The sequence below is a fragment of the Cohnella sp. LGH genome, assembly GCF_017671885.1.
Taxonomy (GTDB): domain Bacteria; phylum Bacillota; class Bacilli; order Paenibacillales; family Paenibacillaceae; genus Cohnella; species Cohnella phaseoli.
In genome coordinates this window covers 8,757,333-8,777,617 of record NZ_CP072117.1, presented here as the reverse complement: position 1 = coordinate 8,777,617, position 20,285 = coordinate 8,757,333, and the positions used below count along the sequence as shown (strand labels likewise).

Below are 20,285 nucleotides of genomic sequence, written 5' to 3'. Positions count from 1 at the left end.
CGCAGTACGCTACAGGAGAAGCGAGCATTTTGTCGAATTGTAGCCTACAGTAACGTTAAATGTGGAGGACTCCCCATGATCGTACGGACGAAGCTCTATATCCCCCATGTGCGTCACGAGGTGGTGGCTAGACCGAGGCTGACTCATAGGCTCAATGAGGGAATGCAAGTCAAACTGACGCATATCTCCGCGCAAGCCGGCTATGGCAAAACAACCGCGTTAGGCCAATGGGCGAAACAAGGCGACGCGCTTGTCGCCTGGATGTCGCTGGATGCGAGGGATAACGATTATATTCAATTTTGGAGCGGCGTTACGGCTGCTATTCGGGAGGTAGTCCCGGGCTTTGGAGAGGAGATCTGCGCTTTCCTTGAAAAGGGGCTTGGGGCGTCCCGGGCGTATGCGGTGCCTTCGCTGCTGAACGATCTGGATCGGTTAACGAACGAGCTTGCGATCGTTCTTGATGACTATCACTTCATCGAAAGCGCTATGATTCATGAATCTTTGGCTTATCTGCTTGAACATCTGCCCGCCCACGTTCATCTCTATATCGCGAGCCGCAACGAGTTGGCGATACCGACCGCCAGACTTATGGCCAAGGGCGAGTTCAATCTCATCACGATGCAGGACATGCGCTTCCTGCTGGACGAAGGGCATGTCTTCTTCCGGAACATGACGGATTTAGGGTTAACTGCAGCGCAAGTGGCGGAGCTGCTTCACCAGACCGAGGGCTGGATCAGCGGGCTGGAGCTGGCGGCGATCTCTCTGAGGAACAGCGATAATATCGTTGAATCCATCCGTCAATTCAACGGGCGGCAGCATCATATATCGGATTATTTGCTGGAAGAAGTCTTCCGTCATCTAACGGAAGATATGCGATCCTTTCTCCTGGCAACGTCTATTCTAAGTCGAATGAATGCTTCCCTATGTCAGGCTGTAACCGGGCGGCAGGATAGCGAGCGCTATCTGGAGAGATTAGAGCGGTTGAACTTGTTCATCATCCCCCTCGACGATCAGAGGAGCTGGTATCGTTATCATCATTTGTTCTCGGACTTCCTGCAGCGCATGGGGGCGAGGACGGTTACGAACGACTGGGTGCAAGCGCATGGGAATGCCGCTTGCTGGTTGGAGCGCAACGGGCTGGACGAGGATGCGATGGAGCATTATCTGGCAGGACACCACTATGGGGATGCCGTTCGATTCATCGAGAAGAATCTGGATGCGCTGGTGCAGTCCGAGAGTATTGCGTTTATCAGATGGATGACGGCGATCCCGGAGTCCTATTTTGCCGAGAAGCCCCTGGTCGAATTGTTCTATATCACGGTGCTATCGGGCATAGGGGATCATGAAGCGGCTTCTCGTCGGATCGAACAGGCCCGGGCTCAGTTCCAAGCGTTGAAGGATAAGCTGAATGAGCCGGAATGGAAGCAGGCGATGGGCAATATTTACTTTTTCAGCGCGGTCGACGCTTTTCTGAAAAAGGACTTGGTCAAAACCTCCGAATACTATGAGCGATGTGAGCGCTATATGCCGGAGGGCAGCGTCTTTCAAACGATGTGGCGCTACCAGTATGTCGGCTATAACCCCTTTACGGATTATTTGGCGCATATCAATGATCTTCATGCACTCGATGTGTTCCTATCCCGCTGGACAGATGTGTTGGGAAAGAAGACCGAGTATCCGCTTGCGGGCACCTTCCTCGCCGCTTACAGCAAATTGCTGTACGAGTGGGATCGGCTGGAGGAGGCGGAACGGTATGCGAATCTGGCGCTTGGACGAAGGGATGTCCGGCCTTATGTACGGATCTTCACGCAGGTCGCCATCGGCGCTTCATGGATTCAACAGGCCCTCGCCCGACCGGACCGCGCTTCGGAGCTGCTCGCGGACTTGAAGTCGCAGCTCGACACGCCCGTATATCGATTGTTCATGCTGAAGATAGAAGCCGAGCAGGCTTGTCTGGCGCTGCGCCAGGGCGCTGTCGAAGAGGCGCTCGCGTGGCTGCAGGACTGCGGCTTGTCCCATACGGACGAAGTCGCGCTCGATCAGGTGCAAGAGCATATGGCGTATGCCAGGGTGCTCGCGGCAGGCGGACGGCCGGAAGAAGCGCTGGGATTATTGGACCGGCTGAATGCGCTGCTGCGCAGGGAGGATCATCTCCGGGACCGCATCAAGGTGCTTATCCTGCAGGGCGTGATCTTGCAGCGCATGAGCAGGACGGCGGAGGCGCTGGCCAAGCTGGAGACCGCGCTGCGGCCGGCGGAGCCCGAAGGCTATATCCGGAGCTTCGTCGACGAGGGCGAGGAGATGGAGCTGCTGCTGTCCGCCTATGTGAAGACAAGGCCGAAGGCTCCCGTTCGAGTTGCGCCAGGTGATGCTTGGGCTTATGCCAAGCGGCTGCTTCAAGCGATGCAGTCCGCGCCGGAACCGATGAGAAGCGTGCTGACCGAACAGGAAACGAAGATCCTGCAGCTGATCGCGGACGGCCTGCCGAATAAGGAGATCGCGCTTCGCCTGAATATTACGGGGGAGACCGTCAAGACGCATATCAAAAGCGTGTACAGAAAGCTTGAGGTAAACAATCGCGTACGGGCACTTCAGCGTGCCAGAGAATTAAGCATATTGGGCTGACATCCCCTCCCGCGTATCCCCCGGATGGGGGATTTTTTTTTATCCCATATCGTTTTATAGTAGGTTGAAGTTTCAAGAATCGACAAGAAGTCACCTGAATAAGCAGTCACCAGAATAAAGAAGTGGAGTGAATGACAAGTTGCTGAAGAAGGGCGCTATCCTTTTATTACTGGCGTTGATGGTGTGGACCTCATTTTCGTTTGCGTCGCCGGCTTCGGCCGATATGGGTTCCATTGACACGAGCAAGATGTTTAAGTGTGCAGATGAGCTTGACTATTGCAAGTTTCCGGGAACGCAGGTTGTCTATTTTGGCGCGAACGGAGCTTATAATTCTGCTACGTTTACCTCAGGTGTGTTATGTATGATCGATTATCTCCATGTCAGCGATCCCATCAATGGCGTAAAGAAAGCGTGTTACGTCGCCAAAGGGAATGTGGAGTATTACAGCACTGGCGCTGCAACCGGGAGTGCGCCAACCGATAGTAATTCATATGAAGTAGGGGCAACTGTTACGGTTCCGGACCAAGGGGGGCTGGAGAAACCGGGTTTTATCTTCGCGGGCTGGAATACGATGTGGGATGGAACGGGGACTCTCTATCCTGCAGGCACTACCTTCACGATGGGGAATGCCAACTTAAGGTTGTATGACTGGTGGAAGTGGGGAGAGCCTGCAGCGTCCGTGTATACTGGAACGGGAACAGCGAATGATCCGTTTCAGATTGCAACTCCCCTGCAATTAGATAAGCTCAGAAACTACTTCTTGGAGAGTGGCTTGTATTTCAAGCTCACGGCCGATCTGGACCTGAGCGATTATCAGTCAGGAGCAGGCTGGGAGCCCATTGGGGGAGAAAATACGCCATTTAGGGGGAATCTGGATGGCAATGGACACAAGATCACGAACCTCTTTATTGATAGGTCAGCCGGTTTTACAGGGCTATTTGGCTTTATTAACAACGAAAATGCCAGCGTGACCAATCTGAAACTAGTGGATGTGAATATTAAAGGATATAACTACGTTGGTGGTTTGGCAGGTTGGAATAGCGGAACGATGAGCAACATCTATGTTACGGGAAGTATAACAGGCGGTATGAATACAGGCGGTTTGGCAGGTGGGAATGGAGGAGCAATTACCAACAGTTATGTTGCAGGAAGTATAACAGGAAGCTATACTACCGGCGGCTTCGTAGGCGTAAATTATGGTCCGATTGACCAAAGCTATCATGCGGGAAGTATAACAGGGACCGACAGTGTCGGCGGCTTGGTCGGCGAAAATAACGCTCCAATCAGCAACAGCTATCATACGGGAAGTATAACAGGGACCCATAATGTCGGCGGCTTGATCGGTGATAATTATGCTCCGATTAACAAGAGCTATGCCGCGGGAAGTGTAACAGGAAGCAGTGCAGCAGGCGGTTTGGTCGGTAATAATTATGCTACGGTTAGCGATAGCTTCTATGACTCGGAAACAACGAACCAATCGGATACAGGTAAGGGCATTGGCTTATCGACTTTAGATATGAGGAAGCAAAGTACCTATGCGGGCTGGGATTTTACAAGCATATGGGGGATAAACGCGTCAGGCAATGACGCATATCCTTATCTGCGTGCGATACAAAAATTTGTGACTTACGATGGTAACGGCAGCGATAGCGGGGTCACACCGGCGGATAGCAGCTCGTATGAGCAGGGTGTCACGGCATCGGTGTATGGCAACACAGGCAGCTTGGCCAGGACGGGCTACACGTTCGCGGGCTGGAACACGCAAGCGGACGGCAGCGGGACGGACTATGCCGCAGGCGCTTCGTTCACGATGGGGACGGCGGATGTGACGCTGTACGCCAAGTGGACGAAGAATCCTACGTACACTGTGAGCTATGATGGCAACGGGGCTACGTCCGGAAGCGCGCCGGCGGATAGCGGTTTGTACGAGCAGAACGCTGCGGTGTCGGTGTCCGGCAACGTCAGCGGCTTGGCGAGGACAGGCTACACGTTCGCGGGCTGGAACACGCAAGCGGACGGCAGCGGCACGGATTATGCAGCAGGCGCTGCGTTCACGATGGGGACGGCGGACGTGACGCTGTACGCCAAGTGGCTGCCGGCGAATACATCCAGTGACAGCGGAAGTGGATCGACGGGACAGGCGGCTTCCGGCAATTACGTCGTCTCGTCGGACGGTACGCTCACGCTTCCCGTCGGCAAGTCAGGCGAGGTTAGCCTGGGGAACCGGGTCAAGGTCGTGATCCCCGCCGATGCCTCGGGCAAAGCGCTGAAAATCACGATCCAACAAGTGACGGACACGCAAAATCTGCTTACAAGCCATGACGTGCTGGCCACCCCGGTCTATGAAATTCTGAAAAGCTTCGCGGAAAACTTCGAGAAGGATATCACGCTGATCTTCACGTTCGATCCGCAAGTGTTAAAAGGCAATCAAACCCCTGCCGTATTCTTCTATGACGAAGCAAAGAAGACCTGGGTCAAGGTCGGAGGCACGGTGAACGGGAATACAATTACCGTCAAGGTGAATCACTTTACCAAATTCGCGGTCTTCGGCGTAGGCGAAGGGGCAGACCCGACGGACGGCGCGACGCCGTCGATCAGCCTCGGCGACATCTCGGGACACTGGGCGGAGACGAATATCAAGCAAGCGGTCGGCATGCATATCGTCGGCGGCTATCCGGACGGGTCGTTCAAGCCGAATGCCGCGGTGACGCGCGCGGAATTCGCGGTCATGCTGATGAATGCGTTGAAGCCGCAGCAAGAGGGAGCGGCGCTCGCATTCGCCGATCAGGAGCAGATCGGCGCCTGGGCGCAGCGAGCCGTCGCGCAAGCCGTGCAGGCCAGCATCATTCATGGATACGAGGACGGCACCTTCCGTCCGAATGCGAAGATTACGCGTGCCGAGATGGCGGTCATGATCTCGAGCGCGATGGGACAGTCCGTCCAAGCGACGGCAACCGGCTTCGCGGATGACCGGGATATTCCGGCATGGGCCAAGGGCGCGGTCGCGGCTCTGAGCCAGCTGGGCATCATCGAAGGCCAGGGCGCGAACCGGTATGCGCCGGGGAACCCTGCGACGAGAGCAGAGGCCGTGACGGTGCTGCTGAACATGCTGGCGCAAGCGAGCGGGTGAAAGAAAAGCTGGATGACAAGCTGGATTTGACGCCGATAACGTCTGCGGAGTCTATATCCTCGACTAGTGAGGAACTCTGGATTAGGAACGTCAAGATGTTCCGGCGATCGTGGTCAGACATATCAAGGCACCCAACTCGGGTGCCTTTTGATTTCGCTCTATAGATGAGACGCTGAACCGTACCATAAGTGACGGCAACGACATGGAATGTATGGTACAATTTTTATATAAATGAAATTCAGTAGGGAATGAATGTTTTACGCGAATCGTTACAAAAGGTGGGTTTTCCTGCTCCATGTACGCCACCAATAAAAGTAAGTCCGCCCAGGATATTTTTACCCTACAGAGAGCATTGCGGGATTCAAATCGGAGGTACTAGTTCTGGGAGGAGTCCCGGAAAAAGGAGATGTTATTCTATTAAAGCCGGATACTGAAATGCCTAATGGTACTCCTATTGCGTAAAAAGATGCTTGTGTAAGTCTCCAGTAATAGCTGGAGACTTTTTGGTATATACAACTCCGTAATGCAACGATTGATTCGGGGATTGCGGGAAGTTCAAAAGTGGAATATTATTTTCCTGTGATTAATTCGCTTGCTTAATAATTAATATTTATATTAATTAATTGGAGTGGATGAATTATGTATTCCCATCATCAAGCCGCCATTGATGCCATCACCAACAAGCTTAAAGCCAGACCCGACGTACAAGGGATCATCATCGGAGGTTCCGTGGCGCATGGCTTTGCCAACGAAACCTCTGATATCGACATTTTGATCGTCTTTTCTGAAGAGGATTACAAGAAAGCTTGTTCCATCCATAATCTTGGGTATTTCGAAACAGAATCCTGTTCTTATGAAGGCGGTTACGTCGACGGGAAAGTTGTATCCGTTTCCTACATCAAGCAAGTGGCCGAATCCGGCAGCGAGCCTGCTAAGTTCGCATTCCAGGATGCGTTCGTCACCTATTCCAATATCGAAGGGTTGGAACAGTTGGTCCAAGACGCTCCCCGATATCCGGTGGAGAACAAGACAGAGAACATGCAGAAGTTCTACGCACAATTCGAAACCTGGAAATGGTATTTTTACGAAGGATTGAAACGCAACAGTCGTTTATTAATCGACTACAGTTTGACCCACTATGCTTTTTTCGCAGGAAGGTTGATTTTGGCACACAACGAAACGCTGTTCCCTTCTTATAAGTGGTTCTTAAAGGTTCTGGAAGGGGTTGAAAAGAAGCCGGAGAATTTGTTGGCGGACATCCATCGGGTACTGGAAGAACGAACGCCGAAAGCCGTGGAGAAGCTATACGAGAGTATTGTGGAATTTAATAACTGGTATCAGGCAGAGCATCATTGGTCGGTTCAGTTCATGATGGATAGCCAACTGAACTGGATGGAAGGACCGGTTCCGGTTCTCGATTTATAAACTGTTCCGCTAACGGGACACGGCAGTTCAATGAACCGACTGAACCCTGCCATAAAAATAGAGTGCTGAGGAGGATATGAGACTGCAGTACTGGTGAAGGAAAGTGGGCGCGCACAAAACCTCGGACTTCGTTTGACAAAAAGAGAGTTTATTTCGTTATTTCTCTAACTTTCTCTAGATGTGTTTTTCTCGTTTCTCCTATAACTTTGAATTCGGCACAGTTTATTAAGGGGGATCAAGAATGCGCAACCACAACATAGTAAGACCGATTACAGCTTTTGCTATGGCTCTTCTATTAATGGTGCTTTCCTTGCTTGATTGTTTCGGGGCAAAAGACTATGCCTATGCCGCCGGTCGGGAGATCATGTCTACGGTGGCGGGCACAGGAGAGAGGGGATCCTCGGGAGACGGAGGACCGGCGACGTCGGCCCGGTTGAATTCTCCTCAGAACGTCGTTTTCGACAGCGCCGGGAACCTGTACATCTCCGATCAGAACGAGAGCCGGGTTCGCAAGGTTGATGCGCTGACTGGAGAGATCAGTACGTTGGCGGGTACGGGAGCCAGCGGCGATTCAGGCGACGGAGGGCAGGCAGCATCGGCACAATTGAATACGCCTTACGCCCTTTCGTTCCACGACGGTGATTTGTACATCGGGGGAAGCGGAACGGTCAGAAAGGTCGATTTCCCTTCTGAAACGATCAGCACGGTTGCGGGCAACGGATATTGCAATGCGGGTGCCGACATTGGAGATGGGGGGCCCGCCATATCGGCCAGCCTATGCTGGATCCGGGGACTTGCGTTTGACAGCCATGGCAATATGTATATCTCGAGCACGAACGATGCCCGCGTTCGGAAGGTTGATGCGTCGACAGGAATCATCAGCACGGTGGCAGGTACGGGAGACCATGGCTATTCAGCGGTCGAGACATCCGCGGCGTTGGCCCCCTTAAGCGGGGTGGCCGGATTGGCCGTAGACGACGAAGACAATCTGTATATTGCCGAGGAATACTCCGTAAGCGCGGGCGGATTTATTCGCAAAGTAGATCCGTCAGGCAACATCAGCATTGTGGCTGGAGGAGGCAACCTGGAAACGGGGCCGGCTACTTCCGTTAATTTAAACGGTCCGATCGGCCTGACCTTCGACAACGGCGATCTCTTTATATCAACTTACACGACGATACTCAAATTAGACCTAACTGCAGGCACAATCAGCAAAGTTGCGGGATCCGGGTATACTGGCTATTCGGGCGACGGGGGTCCCGCCTCCGCTGCCAATTTATTTTCACCTAACGGCGTCGCCTTTGACGGCAGTGGTTATCTGCATATTGCGGATACGAGGAACCATGTGGTCCGGAGAGTCGGCCTGTCCAATGAAGCTGGCTTGAGCAGTCTGACCTTGTCCAGCGGCAGCCTGAGTCCGGACTTCTCTTCGGGAACCACGGACTACATGACCGTCATGCAAAGCAGCGTGAGCAGTATTACGGTCACGCCGACCGTCAGGGACAGCTACGCAACGGTGGAGGTCAACGGTACGGCGGTAACGAGCGGCACGGAATCCGGCGCTATCGCCTTGAACGCGGGAGACACTGTGACGATCGTCGTGACGGCAGAGGATGGCACGAAGAAGACATACAAAGTGACACGGACGCCTGGCAGCAACGCGGACTTGAGCGGCATGACGTTGTCGAGCGGCACCCTAAGCCCAACGTTCGCAGCCGGCACGACGAGCTACGCGGCGAGCGTAGCGAACGGCGTAAGCAGCATCACGGTTACGCCGACAGTAAGCGACAGTACCGCGACGGTGAAGGTCAACGGCACGATTGTGGCGAACGGCTCTGTGTCGGGAGCGATCAGCCTGAGCGTGGGGGACAACCCCATACCGGTCGTCGTGACGGCGCAGGACGGTACGACGACCAAGACGTACACGGTGACGGTGACACGAACGCCTGGAAGCAACGCGGACTTGAGCGGCATGACGTTGTCGAGCGGCACCCTAAGCCCAACGTTCGCAGCTGGCACGACGAGCTACGCGACGAGCGTAGCGAACGGCGTAAGCAGCATCACGGTTACGCCGACAGTAAGCGACAGTACCGCGACGGTGAAGGTCAACGGCACGATTGTGGCGAACGGCTCTGCGTCGGGAGCGATCAGCCTGATCGTGGGGGACAACCCCATACCGGTCGTGGTGACGGCGCAGGACGGAACGACGACGAAGGCCTACACCGTGACGGTGACGAGAGCTGCATGGATTACCAGCGGCGGAAGCGTTAGCCAGAGTAATAATACGAACTTGAGCGGCTTGACATTATCGAGCGGCAGCTTGAGTCCGGCGTTCACATCGGGCACGAAGAGCTACGCGGCAAGCGTGGCGAACAGTGTGAGCAGCATCACGGTAACCCCGGCAGTAAGCGACAGCGCCGCGACGGTGAAGGTTAACGGCAAGACTGTGACGAGCGGATTTGCTTCCGGTACCATCAGCCTGATCGTGGGGGACAACCTCTTTACAGTCGAGGTGACGGCGCAGGACGGTACAATGACTACGTACACCGTGACAGTAACGAGAGCAAGCGATACAAGCTCACCGCCTGCATCGCCGGGGCCAATTCTTAACGAAGCCATCACGAACGTTAAGAAAGTGAAAGATTCCGTTCTGGCTGCTCTTAGCCAGCCTGCTCCCGAGCAGTTCCCTGATGTGTCGACGAACAACTGGAGCTCCCAAGCGATTGAAGTCGCCCGGCAGCTTGGAATCGTCCAAGGAAGACCGGACGGCAAATTCCACGGAAGCGATTCAATTACTCGCGCAGAGTTTGTCGCGATGGTGGTGAAAGCTTTGTCTCTTGACACGACAAGCGAGCAGCGTGGCGCAGCGTTCTCCGATACCAGAGGTCACTGGGCTGAGGCGGCCATTGAGACTTTGAGAGCCGCCGGCGTGATCGAAGGCGTAGGCGAGGGTTCGTTCAAGCCTGAACAGCCGATTTCACGTGCGGAGATTTCAGCGATCCTGGCACGGTTGATGGTTTTCGCTCAGACGATAAGTAACGTCTATTTCTCGGATACGAGCGACAACTGGGCGCGTCCCTATATCGAACAATTGGCTGACGCGGATATTGTCAGAGGTGCGGGCGACGGCAAGTTTTATCCGCACGCCTATACGACTCGCGAACAGGCGGCAGCTATGATTATTCGAATGCTGACCGTATCCCGTAATGTGCATCTGCAGCTTACATAAATTCCGTATAGCTCATCATCTAAAGGGACAACGCGTGCCGAGGCGTCTACGGCTCTCAACGTTTGGGGTAGAGCCGAAACCGTCGATCAGATAATTTCTGCGAATGAAGGAGTAGTTTTTCGCCTTATTGATGATACGGTGAGCTGTATCACAAGTAGGGCAAAAATAGGAGGTGCCTGGCTGGTGCCTGGCTGGTGCCTGGCACTTCCTTTTTGCTGATATTGTTCTCTCATTATAAGAAATCTTCGTGTTTTTTCAAGCCGGAGCTTGCTTGGGAGATGGGTAGCGATTACTTGCAAGTCTATTATTTCGCTAAGCCTATGAAGGCGGATCATCTGCTTGCGTTTTTGAGGTGCGAGAGTGGGTAGCTCAAGAAAAAGCTGACATATAATACATACTTTCCTGAAGCTGATCTTCTGTTAGGGATGGGCTATTCGTGTTTCCCGATCCCCCGATTTTAGAAAACTTTTCGAATTGCTTTCGAGGGACTTTAGACTCCTCCTTTAGACTAAGGTTGTAAGCGAGAGAACATACAATCTTAAAGGAGCGAGGAAAAATGAAAAAGAAAAACAAATTCATCATGATCGGTGCGGCTGTTGGTGCCATGACGATATTTACGGCGACAGCTTTCGCGTATAGTCCGAATACAGCAGGCTACGATGCATTCAAGGCGGTGCTGAAAGCTAATCATGCCTCAGGGACCGCTATCGAGAGCGCGACGGTCAACGGAAATTTGAGCTTGACGGTTGACGGCCAGACGGTGCTGAAGGCGGACGGCGCGGGGAAAATGGGGGAAGCGGGCAGCAAGCATAACGTTAGCGGTGACCTCGATTTTACGATCATGGGCGTCGAACGACAAGCCAGCCTGTTCAACAGTGGTGACGACAAGGTCTATGTCGTAGACCGGACGAATGATTTGCATTATCAGGTGATCAACTTGGACGATAAGCATGCCGGTAAACGTCACAAATGGTCGGATGAGGGGAAATCCCAGGATCGCCCAATGAACAAAGCGGAAGAAGCGCTCCTCGATTTTCTGGTCGGCGATCTGAAGGACAACTTCAGCGTGGAGAACCAGGCGGATGGCTCGAAGACGATTGCGGTCAACATCAGCCGGGAGGACGTTCCTCTTCCGCTGCGTTTACTTATGAACGCGGCATCGGCCGAGGACAAAATAGGGCGTGTACATGCGCCGGAAGCGCATGGGGAGTGGGAGCAGATTAAACGGCTTCCTTTCTTCCAAGGACTTGAGGGGATCGACCTGAAAACGCAATTGCCGGAGTTGACGGAAGACGTTGCTATTGAACATGTGAGGCTGCAATTGACGGTCGATGTGAATAACGAGGTGCAAGGCGTGCAGGGCGAGCTTGAAGTGAGCGGCAAAGACAAGGCTGGCGTCACTCACCGCGTGGAGCTAAAAGGCGCAGGCAACGTTAGCGACATCAATGCCACGACGCCGAATGCGTATGACCCAACTGGCAAGCCCGTAGAATTGCTAGACGCGGCCATGTTCGACGACCGCCGCTAACAGAATCGACCTCGGGGGGGGGGACTGTGCACCATGTTCGAAGTAAACGATCTGACGAAGGTCTACCCCGGCGGTCGCGGCATCCAAGGGCTGAACCTCACCGTGCAAGCTGGTGAGGTTGTTGCCTTGCTGGGGCCGAACGGCGCCGGGAAGACGACGGCACTGCAGGCAATGGCCGGTTGGGTGGGGACAGATCGCGGGGAAGCAAGTTGGAACGGGGCTTCCGTCGCCGACAGGCCCGAGCTGACGAGGCCGTACATGGGGTTGATGATCGGAGAGCCGTCTCCGTACCTCTATCTCACGGGATATGACTATTTGAAGTGCTACCATAAGCTATATCCGGGTGTCGACGATTCGCGCATCCGGCAAACGCTGGAGCTCGTGGGCATGACCAAGTACGGGGACTTGAAGATTAAGAAGTACTCCACCGGCATGAAGCAGCGGATCGAGCTGGCCAGCGTGCTGCTCCATCGGCCCAAGCTGCTGCTGCTTGATGAGCCATTCTCCGGCATGGACATTGAGGGCAGGCGGGAAATCTCGACAATGCTGCGCGGCCTTGTGGCCGACACGGGGGTAAGCGTCATTGTGTCGTCGCATCAAGTGCACGATATTGAGGATTGGATTACGCATGCCTGCATTGTTTATGAGGGGCGGCATGTCCATACGGCGGGCATCGCGCAGATCCGGGAATCTTTTGCAGGTGTGGAGGACTATTATTTGCATCATCTCGCAGAGGAAAGGAGTGGTGCTACCGTATGATTACGCAGATGAATAACCTCGCTGCGGAGGAGCTGCGCAAGCTGTTCCGCGGAGGCAAGCTGAAGGCACTGCTGCTTCTCTCCTTCATTATTGGCGTTCTCTTCGTTTTTATCGGCGACCGACTTGGATTGGCAGACAACCTGCCGATAACGGCTATCGAGCTGCTGCTCGCGGTCGTGCTTCCTTTCCTCATGGTGGCGCTCGGCAGCAACCTTATGATCGGTGAATTCAAGGGGGCAATCAAGCATGCGCTTAAGCTGCCGATTAGCCGGGAGTTTCTCTTCATGGGGAAGTTGTTCGCGGGGTGGGCGGCCGGAGCTTTAATCGTTCTGTGTATGATCGTGCCGACCTTCATTGGAGGCTTCATTCTTCACGGCGCGCCTGCAGCTTCCACGTTTGGAGCAGGTATAGCGGAGCTTGGCGGCGCGGTCTTATTCAGCGGCTTGTTGCTTGTATTGGCGAACAGCGTGTCCTTATGGGTGGGGAGCAGCGCTGTCGGGCTGGTAGTGAGCGTCGTGCTGTGGATGGCGATGAGCGTCGTGGGATTTCTTGAGCCGCAGTTGAATCGGTTTTTCGTAACGAACTATTCGGATTGGCTGCAGCCGCTCCTGTACGGAGGGGATGCCGGGATGACGGTTTCAACGTTGCTATTTATGATAGCCTACTATATCATTGGCACTATATTGGGCTTGCTGGCCTTCCAAAGAAAAGGGCTCTGATGTATGTCGATTCGATTGAAGCTTATTTTAACATATTTATTCGGCACTATTCTGACGACGATTATCGTTGCGATGACTGGAATCGGTATCGTCACGGCGATTCTCTCGTATCTCATAAGCGGGATCGTGAAGGATCAGTCCCCGCATGAAGCCTTCTCCCGGGGCATCGACCTGTTCGTGGATTTGCGCTATGCGGAGCGGTACGCGCCGGAGGAGCTGACGTCCCCTGAGTTCGCGGCTTCTATTGGGGAACGGTTGCAGCCGTTCAAAGGGTTCCTTGTCGTCCGGCAAGGCGAGCGCTGGGAAAGCTACGGTGAGCTCAGCGAAGGGGAAGCGTTCTTGAGACAGCTTCGGCAGGATGTGGCCGCTGCTCAGTCGGAAAAAGATCGCGTGTTCGTCGTGAGCGCGTGGGAGGAACGCGACTTGCTGTCGGTAGCCTACGATTTCCCAGGAATCGACGATCCATTGACGTATTACCTGGTGACTGACGTGACGATGGCAGAGTCCAAGAAAAGCGGATTCAAGTTTTTCGTGTTGCTTGGCATCGCGATTCTTGTCGGGATCATTCTCGTCCCGCTGATCTGGATTACGACGAGAGATATCGTTAGGCCGCTGCGACAGCTCGAACAGGGCTCCCGGCGCATTGCCGAAGGGGACTTGAACTTCCGTCTGGAATCCAAGGTGCGCAACGAAGTAGGGGGCGTCATCCGCTCTTATGAGAAAATGCGCAGCGAGCTGCAGCGATCAATCGACGTTCAATTGGCGTTGGAGGAGAATCGCAAAGAGCTGATCTCGAACATTTCGCATGATCTGAAGACGCCGCTGACCTCCATTAAGGGTTATGTGGAGGGGATTCGGGTAGGCATCGCGGATGATCCGGAGAAGCTGAAGAAGTATGTCGACGTGATCTACGCCAAGGCGCTCGATATGGACAGGATGATCGACGATCTGTTCTTATTGTCGAAGCTGGACCTCGAGCAGGAACAGTTCTACCTGGAGTCGGTGCCTCTTGAGTCGTTCTATCGACAAACAATAAGCGAGCTTCAAATGGAGTGCGAGCGCGCGGGCGTACGTCTGACGAGCGAATATGAGGCGGGACAAGAGGACATTGTAACGATGGATATTCAGAAGATAAAGCGCGTGATGCTAAACCTCGTTGGAAATTCGATAAAATTCATGGATAAGCAAGATCCCCATGTCCATGTGCACTTCGGGCGGCAGTTGGAAAATTGGGTATTCACGGTTACGGATAACGGACCCGGGATGGGCCCAGCCGAACTGGAGCGAATCTTCGATCGTTTCTATCGCGGGGATGCCTTCCGAAATCAGAACGTGGCCGGCTCCGGGTTAGGTCTTGCCATCGTGAAGCAGATTATTGTTAATCATGGCGGAACGATTCAGGCGAGAAGCGAGCCGGGACAATCTATGACGGTGATCGTTAGCATTCCGATGAAACGGGATAGCAAGGAAGCGGGGAGAGCGTGAGATGTCGAAGCGCAAAGTGTTAATCGTTGAGGATGATCGAGCGATCGCCGAGCTGGAGCGGGATTTTCTCGAGGCGAATGGCTACGAGGTTACCCTTCGGGCAGACGGTCGGCAAGCGCTTGAGGAGGCGCTGGAGCAAGAATACGATCTGATCATTCTGGACGTCATGCTGCCGGGCATGGACGGCTTTGATATTTTGCGACGAATTCGGGAGACAAAATTTATTCCGGTACTGATGGTGTCCGCCCGCAAGGAGGATATCGACAAAATCCGGGGCCTCGGCCTAGGGGCGGATGATTATGTAACGAAGCCGTTCAGCCCGACGGAGCTCGTGGCTCGGGTGAAGGCGCATCTCGAACGATATAATCGATTGACTGGTGTCGCGGCAGGCATCGGCCCTTCGCATGTCCGGAAGTCGCGCGAGCTGAACATTCGCGAGCTTACGATCCAGATCGATGCAAGACGAGTGACGATGCGCGGGGCGGAGGTTACAATGACGACTAAGGAATTCGATCTGCTGCTGTTCCTCGCGGAAAACCCGGATCGGGTATATTCCAAGGAGGCGCTGCTGGATAAGGTCTGGGGAATCGACAATTACGGAGATACCGCTACGGTCACGGTCCATGTAGGGAAGATCCGGGACAAAATCCAGAAGGACCCTTCGCAGCATCAGTTTATCGAGACTGTATGGGGCGCGGGATATCGCTTTAAGATGTAAATGGCGATATCTCTATAAGGGCACGGTTTACCCGGTTTAGGGGGAGGGGCGTCTCTTTATTGTTGGCTAAAAAGGAACGTCAGTATTGAAAAAACGTCACAGAGAAATTGTCGCTACTGACGCTTTTTTCGCTTTAATAGTAAGTGTAACCTCGCCAAGATGGAGCTTCTTGACAAATTCGACTGCGCGGCTCAGTCACCCACCACATAGCTTTAAGGCTTGTTTCTTCTCTGAACTCGGCCCTCTCGACACTTCATAACCGCCGCTTTCCATTGGTTTAACCTAGTTGTAAGATCTTTTATTTATTTTTTTTAGATAAGAAAGTTAATTAATAGATGAAAGATCCATAGGATTCCTAATAAGATCATGCCAATTTTTTCGCGTTTTGATTTATACTTTTTTTTGTAAACGATATACAGGATTAAAATTGGCCATACAACAAGAAGCACATAACTAATCCCCACACAAATCACCCCAATACGAGTTATTGCTCAATATGTTTTTGTTGTATTAATGTATGTTGCGAACGAATGAAATGCTTATTTTCGGAGCGAGGCATTATATCGGTGAGTGTATACAAACCATGTCATGCTTGCTGTTAATAATGCCGACGAAATCAAAGCTGTAAGAACACTATATGTTTTCCAAACAAGTATCGTTGACCAATCCAATGCACAGCACACTATACACTGGACAATCGTAGCAATCAGCAAAATAGCTGTTACGATTATTCGTCTTTTTGTCATTGGTTGCCGCTTATTCGTTTCCCTTCTGCGTAATCCCAAGAGAAAGAATAGAACAGCCAATAGGCAAAGAATAATTGTGGCAGACGACAAAAAGATGTCCAAAAGCTGTGTGCCGCTTATTCCATAGGACTGCGTCAGATTCCCGTCTAATATATCTTTAACTTTTAGTACCATGTCTCTATTGATATTTGCGCCGTTGGTCAGCAAGCAGATGGCTGTTTGTTCATTTAGCAGTATGACCACTTCGGTTCCGAAAGCGGGATTGCCCCCTGGATGCTCTATCCTCGTTTGGTTGGCGTTTACCGACCAGCCCGCCGCATAATACATGTCATTGACAGCCGGAACAGACCGATCACCCTGATGTGATTTTTCGATAACCGCATGGAATATATCGGGTATGTCCTGCACCATCCCCATCTGTATGCCCATCCAACGCGCCATATCTTTTGTAGAGGAAATGATGTAGCCTGCGGGTTTATTCCCGGCATAATCCGGCGCGTTATATGGAGTTGTCATAAAAAAAGAAGAACGGTAGCCCTGTGCCAACTGTCCGGTGGCTTGAGCATCTTCTTTATAAACATACGTCTGGTGAAGATTCAGTGGCTGAAATACCTGTTCTTTCATAAAGTCATCATAGCTTTGTCCCGACACCATCTCAATAACCAGACCTAATACGTCATAATTAACCGTTCCGTAATTATGCTGCTTACCAGGATAGAACGACAATTCAGAATCTACGAGCATTTCTACGGTTTTTTGCAACATATCCGGCGTATTGCCTTGTGGAATGTTTTGACTGTGACTGCCATTTGTTAAGCCGCTAGTATGGTGTAAAAAGTTATTGAGCGTCACACTTTGCATATCAACTTGTTTCCCCTGATACTTTAACGTAAACCAAGGCAAATATTTCTGGATAGAGTCTGACATGGACAGCAGCCCTTGTTCTTCCAGCAGCAGAATACCCATGCCGGTAAAGGCTTTACTTACCGAAGCCAGCTCATATAGAGTATTTCACTTGCCGACAGTCCCTTTTCACGATCTGCATACCCGGAAGAAAAGTAGAGCACTTCATTGTTCGCAAGTATGGAGATGGATATTCCCGGAACACCCGATATACGGCTTGCATCATTCAGCAATGTTTGTATGGAATCAGATTGCGAATCTGATAATGCATAACTTGGTGTTGCGAATCCGGTGAACAGTATAAGTAATGCAATCATAAAGACAATATTTTTTTTCATAATCTCTCCATTCCGAGAAAACTCCCGTACGGAAAATATAAATAATCCGCAGTACACCTTTAGGCCCTAAAGTGTAATAAGATCTAAGATCTATATTATGAAGCTTATTATTGGAAAATCTTATTGTATGTGAAGAATCATACGATATAAAAAATTAGATTGCTATTATAATCTTCCACTTATGCTAGGAACACAAAAAGCCCCCCTCTGCTTCATTAGCGGAAGGAGCAATGGTTTGGACGTATTCCCCGATCTTCTCATCAAAGGTTATGATGTCGACTTTTTTCAGTGATATTCCAACTGTTACCAAGGTTGATAGTCAAGCATTTTGAGGCGATTTCCGAAAAAACAATAATAATATGGGAGATTATTACCTTATGGACGAGTTCTTTTGATAGGAGTTAAGTTCGCTTTGCAGATGATATGATTAACCGTACCATAAGTGACGGCGAAAAATGTCTGCAAAAATCCTCTTTTTGGGGGTTAAGGCTTTAGCTTTCTGCTCATTCAAAATAAGCTGAAAACAGCACGACGGCAAACTCTTGCAATTTTGACCGCTCCATCATTTCTTCAGGACTAACGTCCTCTATTTTAGATGTTATCCACCATATATTCCCGAATGGATCAACCACTCTTCCAATTCGTTCTCCCCATGACGGGATAAACTCAAGGATGGCCGCTGTGATGTCCTGTTCACGCCCTGCTTCTCTGAGTTTGATTTCCTCCAGCCCATAGTGCGTATAGCCCTCAGTCGATCCATTGATCTATTGTTTAGGACGGACACTATTACGCCACCTTCACCCTGGACAGGGAGACTGGTACCGACTCCTTTTATCGATAATTATCGCAAGAACCAATACCCATTTTCGCAAGGTGAATCATTGTTTATAAGAAGTCTAATCCCTATAATCTGATAGTAAGCGCTATCATTATTGTGCGCCGACAGAGAGGAAAAACAGATCGGATTTACGAAAATGAATACTATTAATAATCAGTGGAGGGGATCGAGCGGTGAAAAAGGGTTGGTTGGCAATCGTAGCAACAGGTTTGATTCTGCTTGTTCTGGCGGGATGTTCTTCGGGTGAAAAGGAGAATAAGGGCACAAGCGCTTCCGCTTCATCCGGGGCGGGAGGTCCGTCGTCGGATCAGGCGGGTCCGGATATGCCGGACCCGGCCTCGCAAGAGAAGCGGAAAATCGTATTCGCAACCGTGGCAGGCTACTATACGACCGCGCTGAAGGAGGCGGCGGCGGATTACACGAAGCTGAATCCGCAGACGGAAGTCGTCATCGATGTGATCGCCGGCGGCGGGGACGCCTATCCGGTCAATTTCAACAGCAAGATGGCAGCGGGCGGCAAGGATGCGCCGGATATTATCCATACGAACGCAATCGGCGATTTGGCGGACAATATCGAGAAGGGATGGTTCGCAAAGCTGAACGATTTCGTCAACGAACCGAATCCCTACAATGACGGAAAAACAGTGTTCGAGGGAATAGATCCCGCTTATCATGCCTATTCCTACAGCCGTAACGGTGATGTCGGCTTGCTACCGTTCGATCTGGTCGGAACCGGATTCTATTACAACAAAGATATATTCGCGGAGTTGGGACTGGCGGAGCCGAAGACATGGGAGGAACTGTTCGACATCTTGGAGCAGCTGAAGCAGACATCCTATATCCCGCTGGCCATGAACGTCGACTTCCTGGATTGGATGGAATGGGCTTTTGTCGATTGGAGCTCGCGTTCCCTGTACCCGGAATTGCTGATTCAGCCGGGCGATGCCCGTTACGATGAGAAGGTCCACGCCGCCAACAAGGATATCGCCTATTCCCCGGACGATCTGGATTTCGATTTCGGCGCCGCTTACGATCCGGAGAAAACCGTGATCATGGGCAAGGAGAAGAAATACGATAATCAAGGACCCGCGGAGCAAAAGTGGTGGAACATCCTGCAGAAGCTCGCAGGCTATTACCAGCCCGGCTATCAGACAGCGGACGGTCCGTCGGTCTACTCCTTGTTCGTTGCGCAGAAAGCGGCCATCTATTGGAGCGGAAGCTGGGAAGTCGGCACCCTGCTGGACGACCAGCAAAAGCTGGGGGACAGAGGGTTCCAATGGGGGACATTCAAATTCCCCGAGTTCGCCGACCCGGATCCGCTGTTCCCCGGACAACCGCGGGGTATCCTCGTGCCCGGCCATCAGATCGGGCTTACCGCCAAGAAAGATCCCGAGCAGGTCAGAAGAGCCGGGGATTTCGTCAAATATTTATTCTCCAAAGATGTAGCCCAGCGCATCTTCGAAAGGACGCTGGAGGTCGGCGAATTCGTTCAAGGGCCGAGTCTAATCGTCGGCGTGCAGCTGCAGGATGACGTAAACAGCTATCTTGCGGGCTTCAAGGTGGCCGGCAATCTGGGCTATGCAATCCGGGATCTGTCCGTCGCCTCCATCGCCGACCAGAAACCGGCATGGAACGCCAACCGCTTCGATTTCTTCGACGGCAAAAAATCCTTGAAGGAATTCCTGGCCGAGAAAGCGACGTTCGTGGACAAATATCTCGACAAACAGATCGCCGACAACCAGTACGACCTCGATCCGAAGACGAATCCGTAACGCCGGATCGCATTTAGCGGCGGCGCAATCCAGGCGGACGGCGAGGAACGTCGTCCGCCCACGAATGGAG

At 52.2% G+C, this 20,285-nt stretch carries 10 protein-coding genes and 2 pseudogenes; 11 read left to right on the top strand and 1 reads right to left on the bottom strand.

The genetic code is table 11. The features are described from left to right. Positions 1–75 precede the first annotated feature (75 nt). The 10 genes and pseudogenes from J4772_RS36260 to J4772_RS36220 all read left to right on the top strand — a co-directional run bounded on the left by J4772_RS36260 (position 76) and on the right by J4772_RS36220 (position 15,618). Entirely contained in the window at positions 76–2,625 is a 2,550-nt protein-coding gene (locus tag J4772_RS36260) for a winged helix-turn-helix domain-containing protein (RefSeq protein WP_209073610.1), read from the top strand. 361 nt (positions 2,626–2,986) lie between these two features. Beyond that, positions 2,987–5,755, top strand: coding sequence for an S-layer homology domain-containing protein (locus tag J4772_RS36255; protein ID WP_209073609.1), 2,769 nt, complete (start codon positions 2,987–2,989; stop codon positions 5,753–5,755). A 348-nt stretch (positions 5,756–6,103) separates the two neighbouring features. Then, positions 6,104–6,217, top strand: a pseudogene (locus tag J4772_RS37285) (tRNA-binding protein); the annotation flags it as partial. A 177-nt stretch (positions 6,218–6,394) separates the two neighbouring features. Beyond that, a complete protein-coding gene (locus tag J4772_RS36250) occupies positions 6,395–7,180 on the top strand; it encodes a nucleotidyltransferase domain-containing protein (protein WP_209073608.1) in 786 nt (261 codons plus the stop codon). Positions 7,181–7,421: 241 nt separating this feature from the next. Further along, positions 7,422–10,409: a cadherin-like beta sandwich domain-containing protein gene (locus J4772_RS36245; protein ID WP_209073607.1), complete on the top strand. Its 2,988-nt coding sequence runs from the start codon at positions 7,422–7,424 to the stop codon at positions 10,407–10,409. Positions 10,410–10,965: 556 nt separating this feature from the next. Continuing rightward, complete coding sequence (locus J4772_RS36240) at positions 10,966–11,937, top strand: hypothetical protein (RefSeq protein ID WP_209073606.1); 972 nt, start codon at positions 10,966–10,968, stop codon at positions 11,935–11,937. 33 nt (positions 11,938–11,970) lie between these two features. After that, positions 11,971–12,696 (top strand): ABC transporter ATP-binding protein, encoded by a 726-nt coding sequence (locus J4772_RS36235; protein WP_209073605.1) that lies wholly within the window; start codon positions 11,971–11,973, stop codon positions 12,694–12,696. Beyond that, a complete protein-coding gene (locus J4772_RS36230) occupies positions 12,693–13,415 on the top strand; it encodes an ABC transporter permease (RefSeq protein WP_094047080.1) in 723 nt (240 codons plus the stop codon). Before J4772_RS36235 ends, J4772_RS36230 begins: the two co-directional genes overlap by 4 nt. A gap of 3 nt (positions 13,416–13,418) precedes the next feature. Beyond that, positions 13,419–14,900, top strand: a complete 1,482-nt coding sequence (locus tag J4772_RS36225; RefSeq protein ID WP_209073604.1) for a sensor histidine kinase — start codon at positions 13,419–13,421, stop codon at positions 14,898–14,900. A 1-nt stretch (position 14,901) separates the two neighbouring features. Further along, positions 14,902–15,618: a response regulator transcription factor gene (locus J4772_RS36220; protein WP_094047078.1), complete on the top strand. Its 717-nt coding sequence runs from the start codon at positions 14,902–14,904 to the stop codon at positions 15,616–15,618. A 539-nt stretch (positions 15,619–16,157) separates the two neighbouring features. On the opposite strand, the pseudogene J4772_RS36215 reads toward J4772_RS36220, so the two are convergent. Beyond that, positions 16,158–17,605, bottom strand: a pseudogene (locus J4772_RS36215) (serine hydrolase domain-containing protein). 1,011 nt (positions 17,606–18,616) lie between these two features. Between J4772_RS36215 and J4772_RS36210 the strand changes: the two are divergent. Next, positions 18,617–20,215 carry an ABC transporter substrate-binding protein gene (locus tag J4772_RS36210; RefSeq protein WP_209073603.1) on the top strand — a complete coding sequence of 533 codons (1,599 nt, stop codon included), beginning with the start codon at positions 18,617–18,619 and terminating at the stop codon, positions 20,213–20,215. The last annotated feature ends 70 nt before the right edge of the window (positions 20,216–20,285 follow it).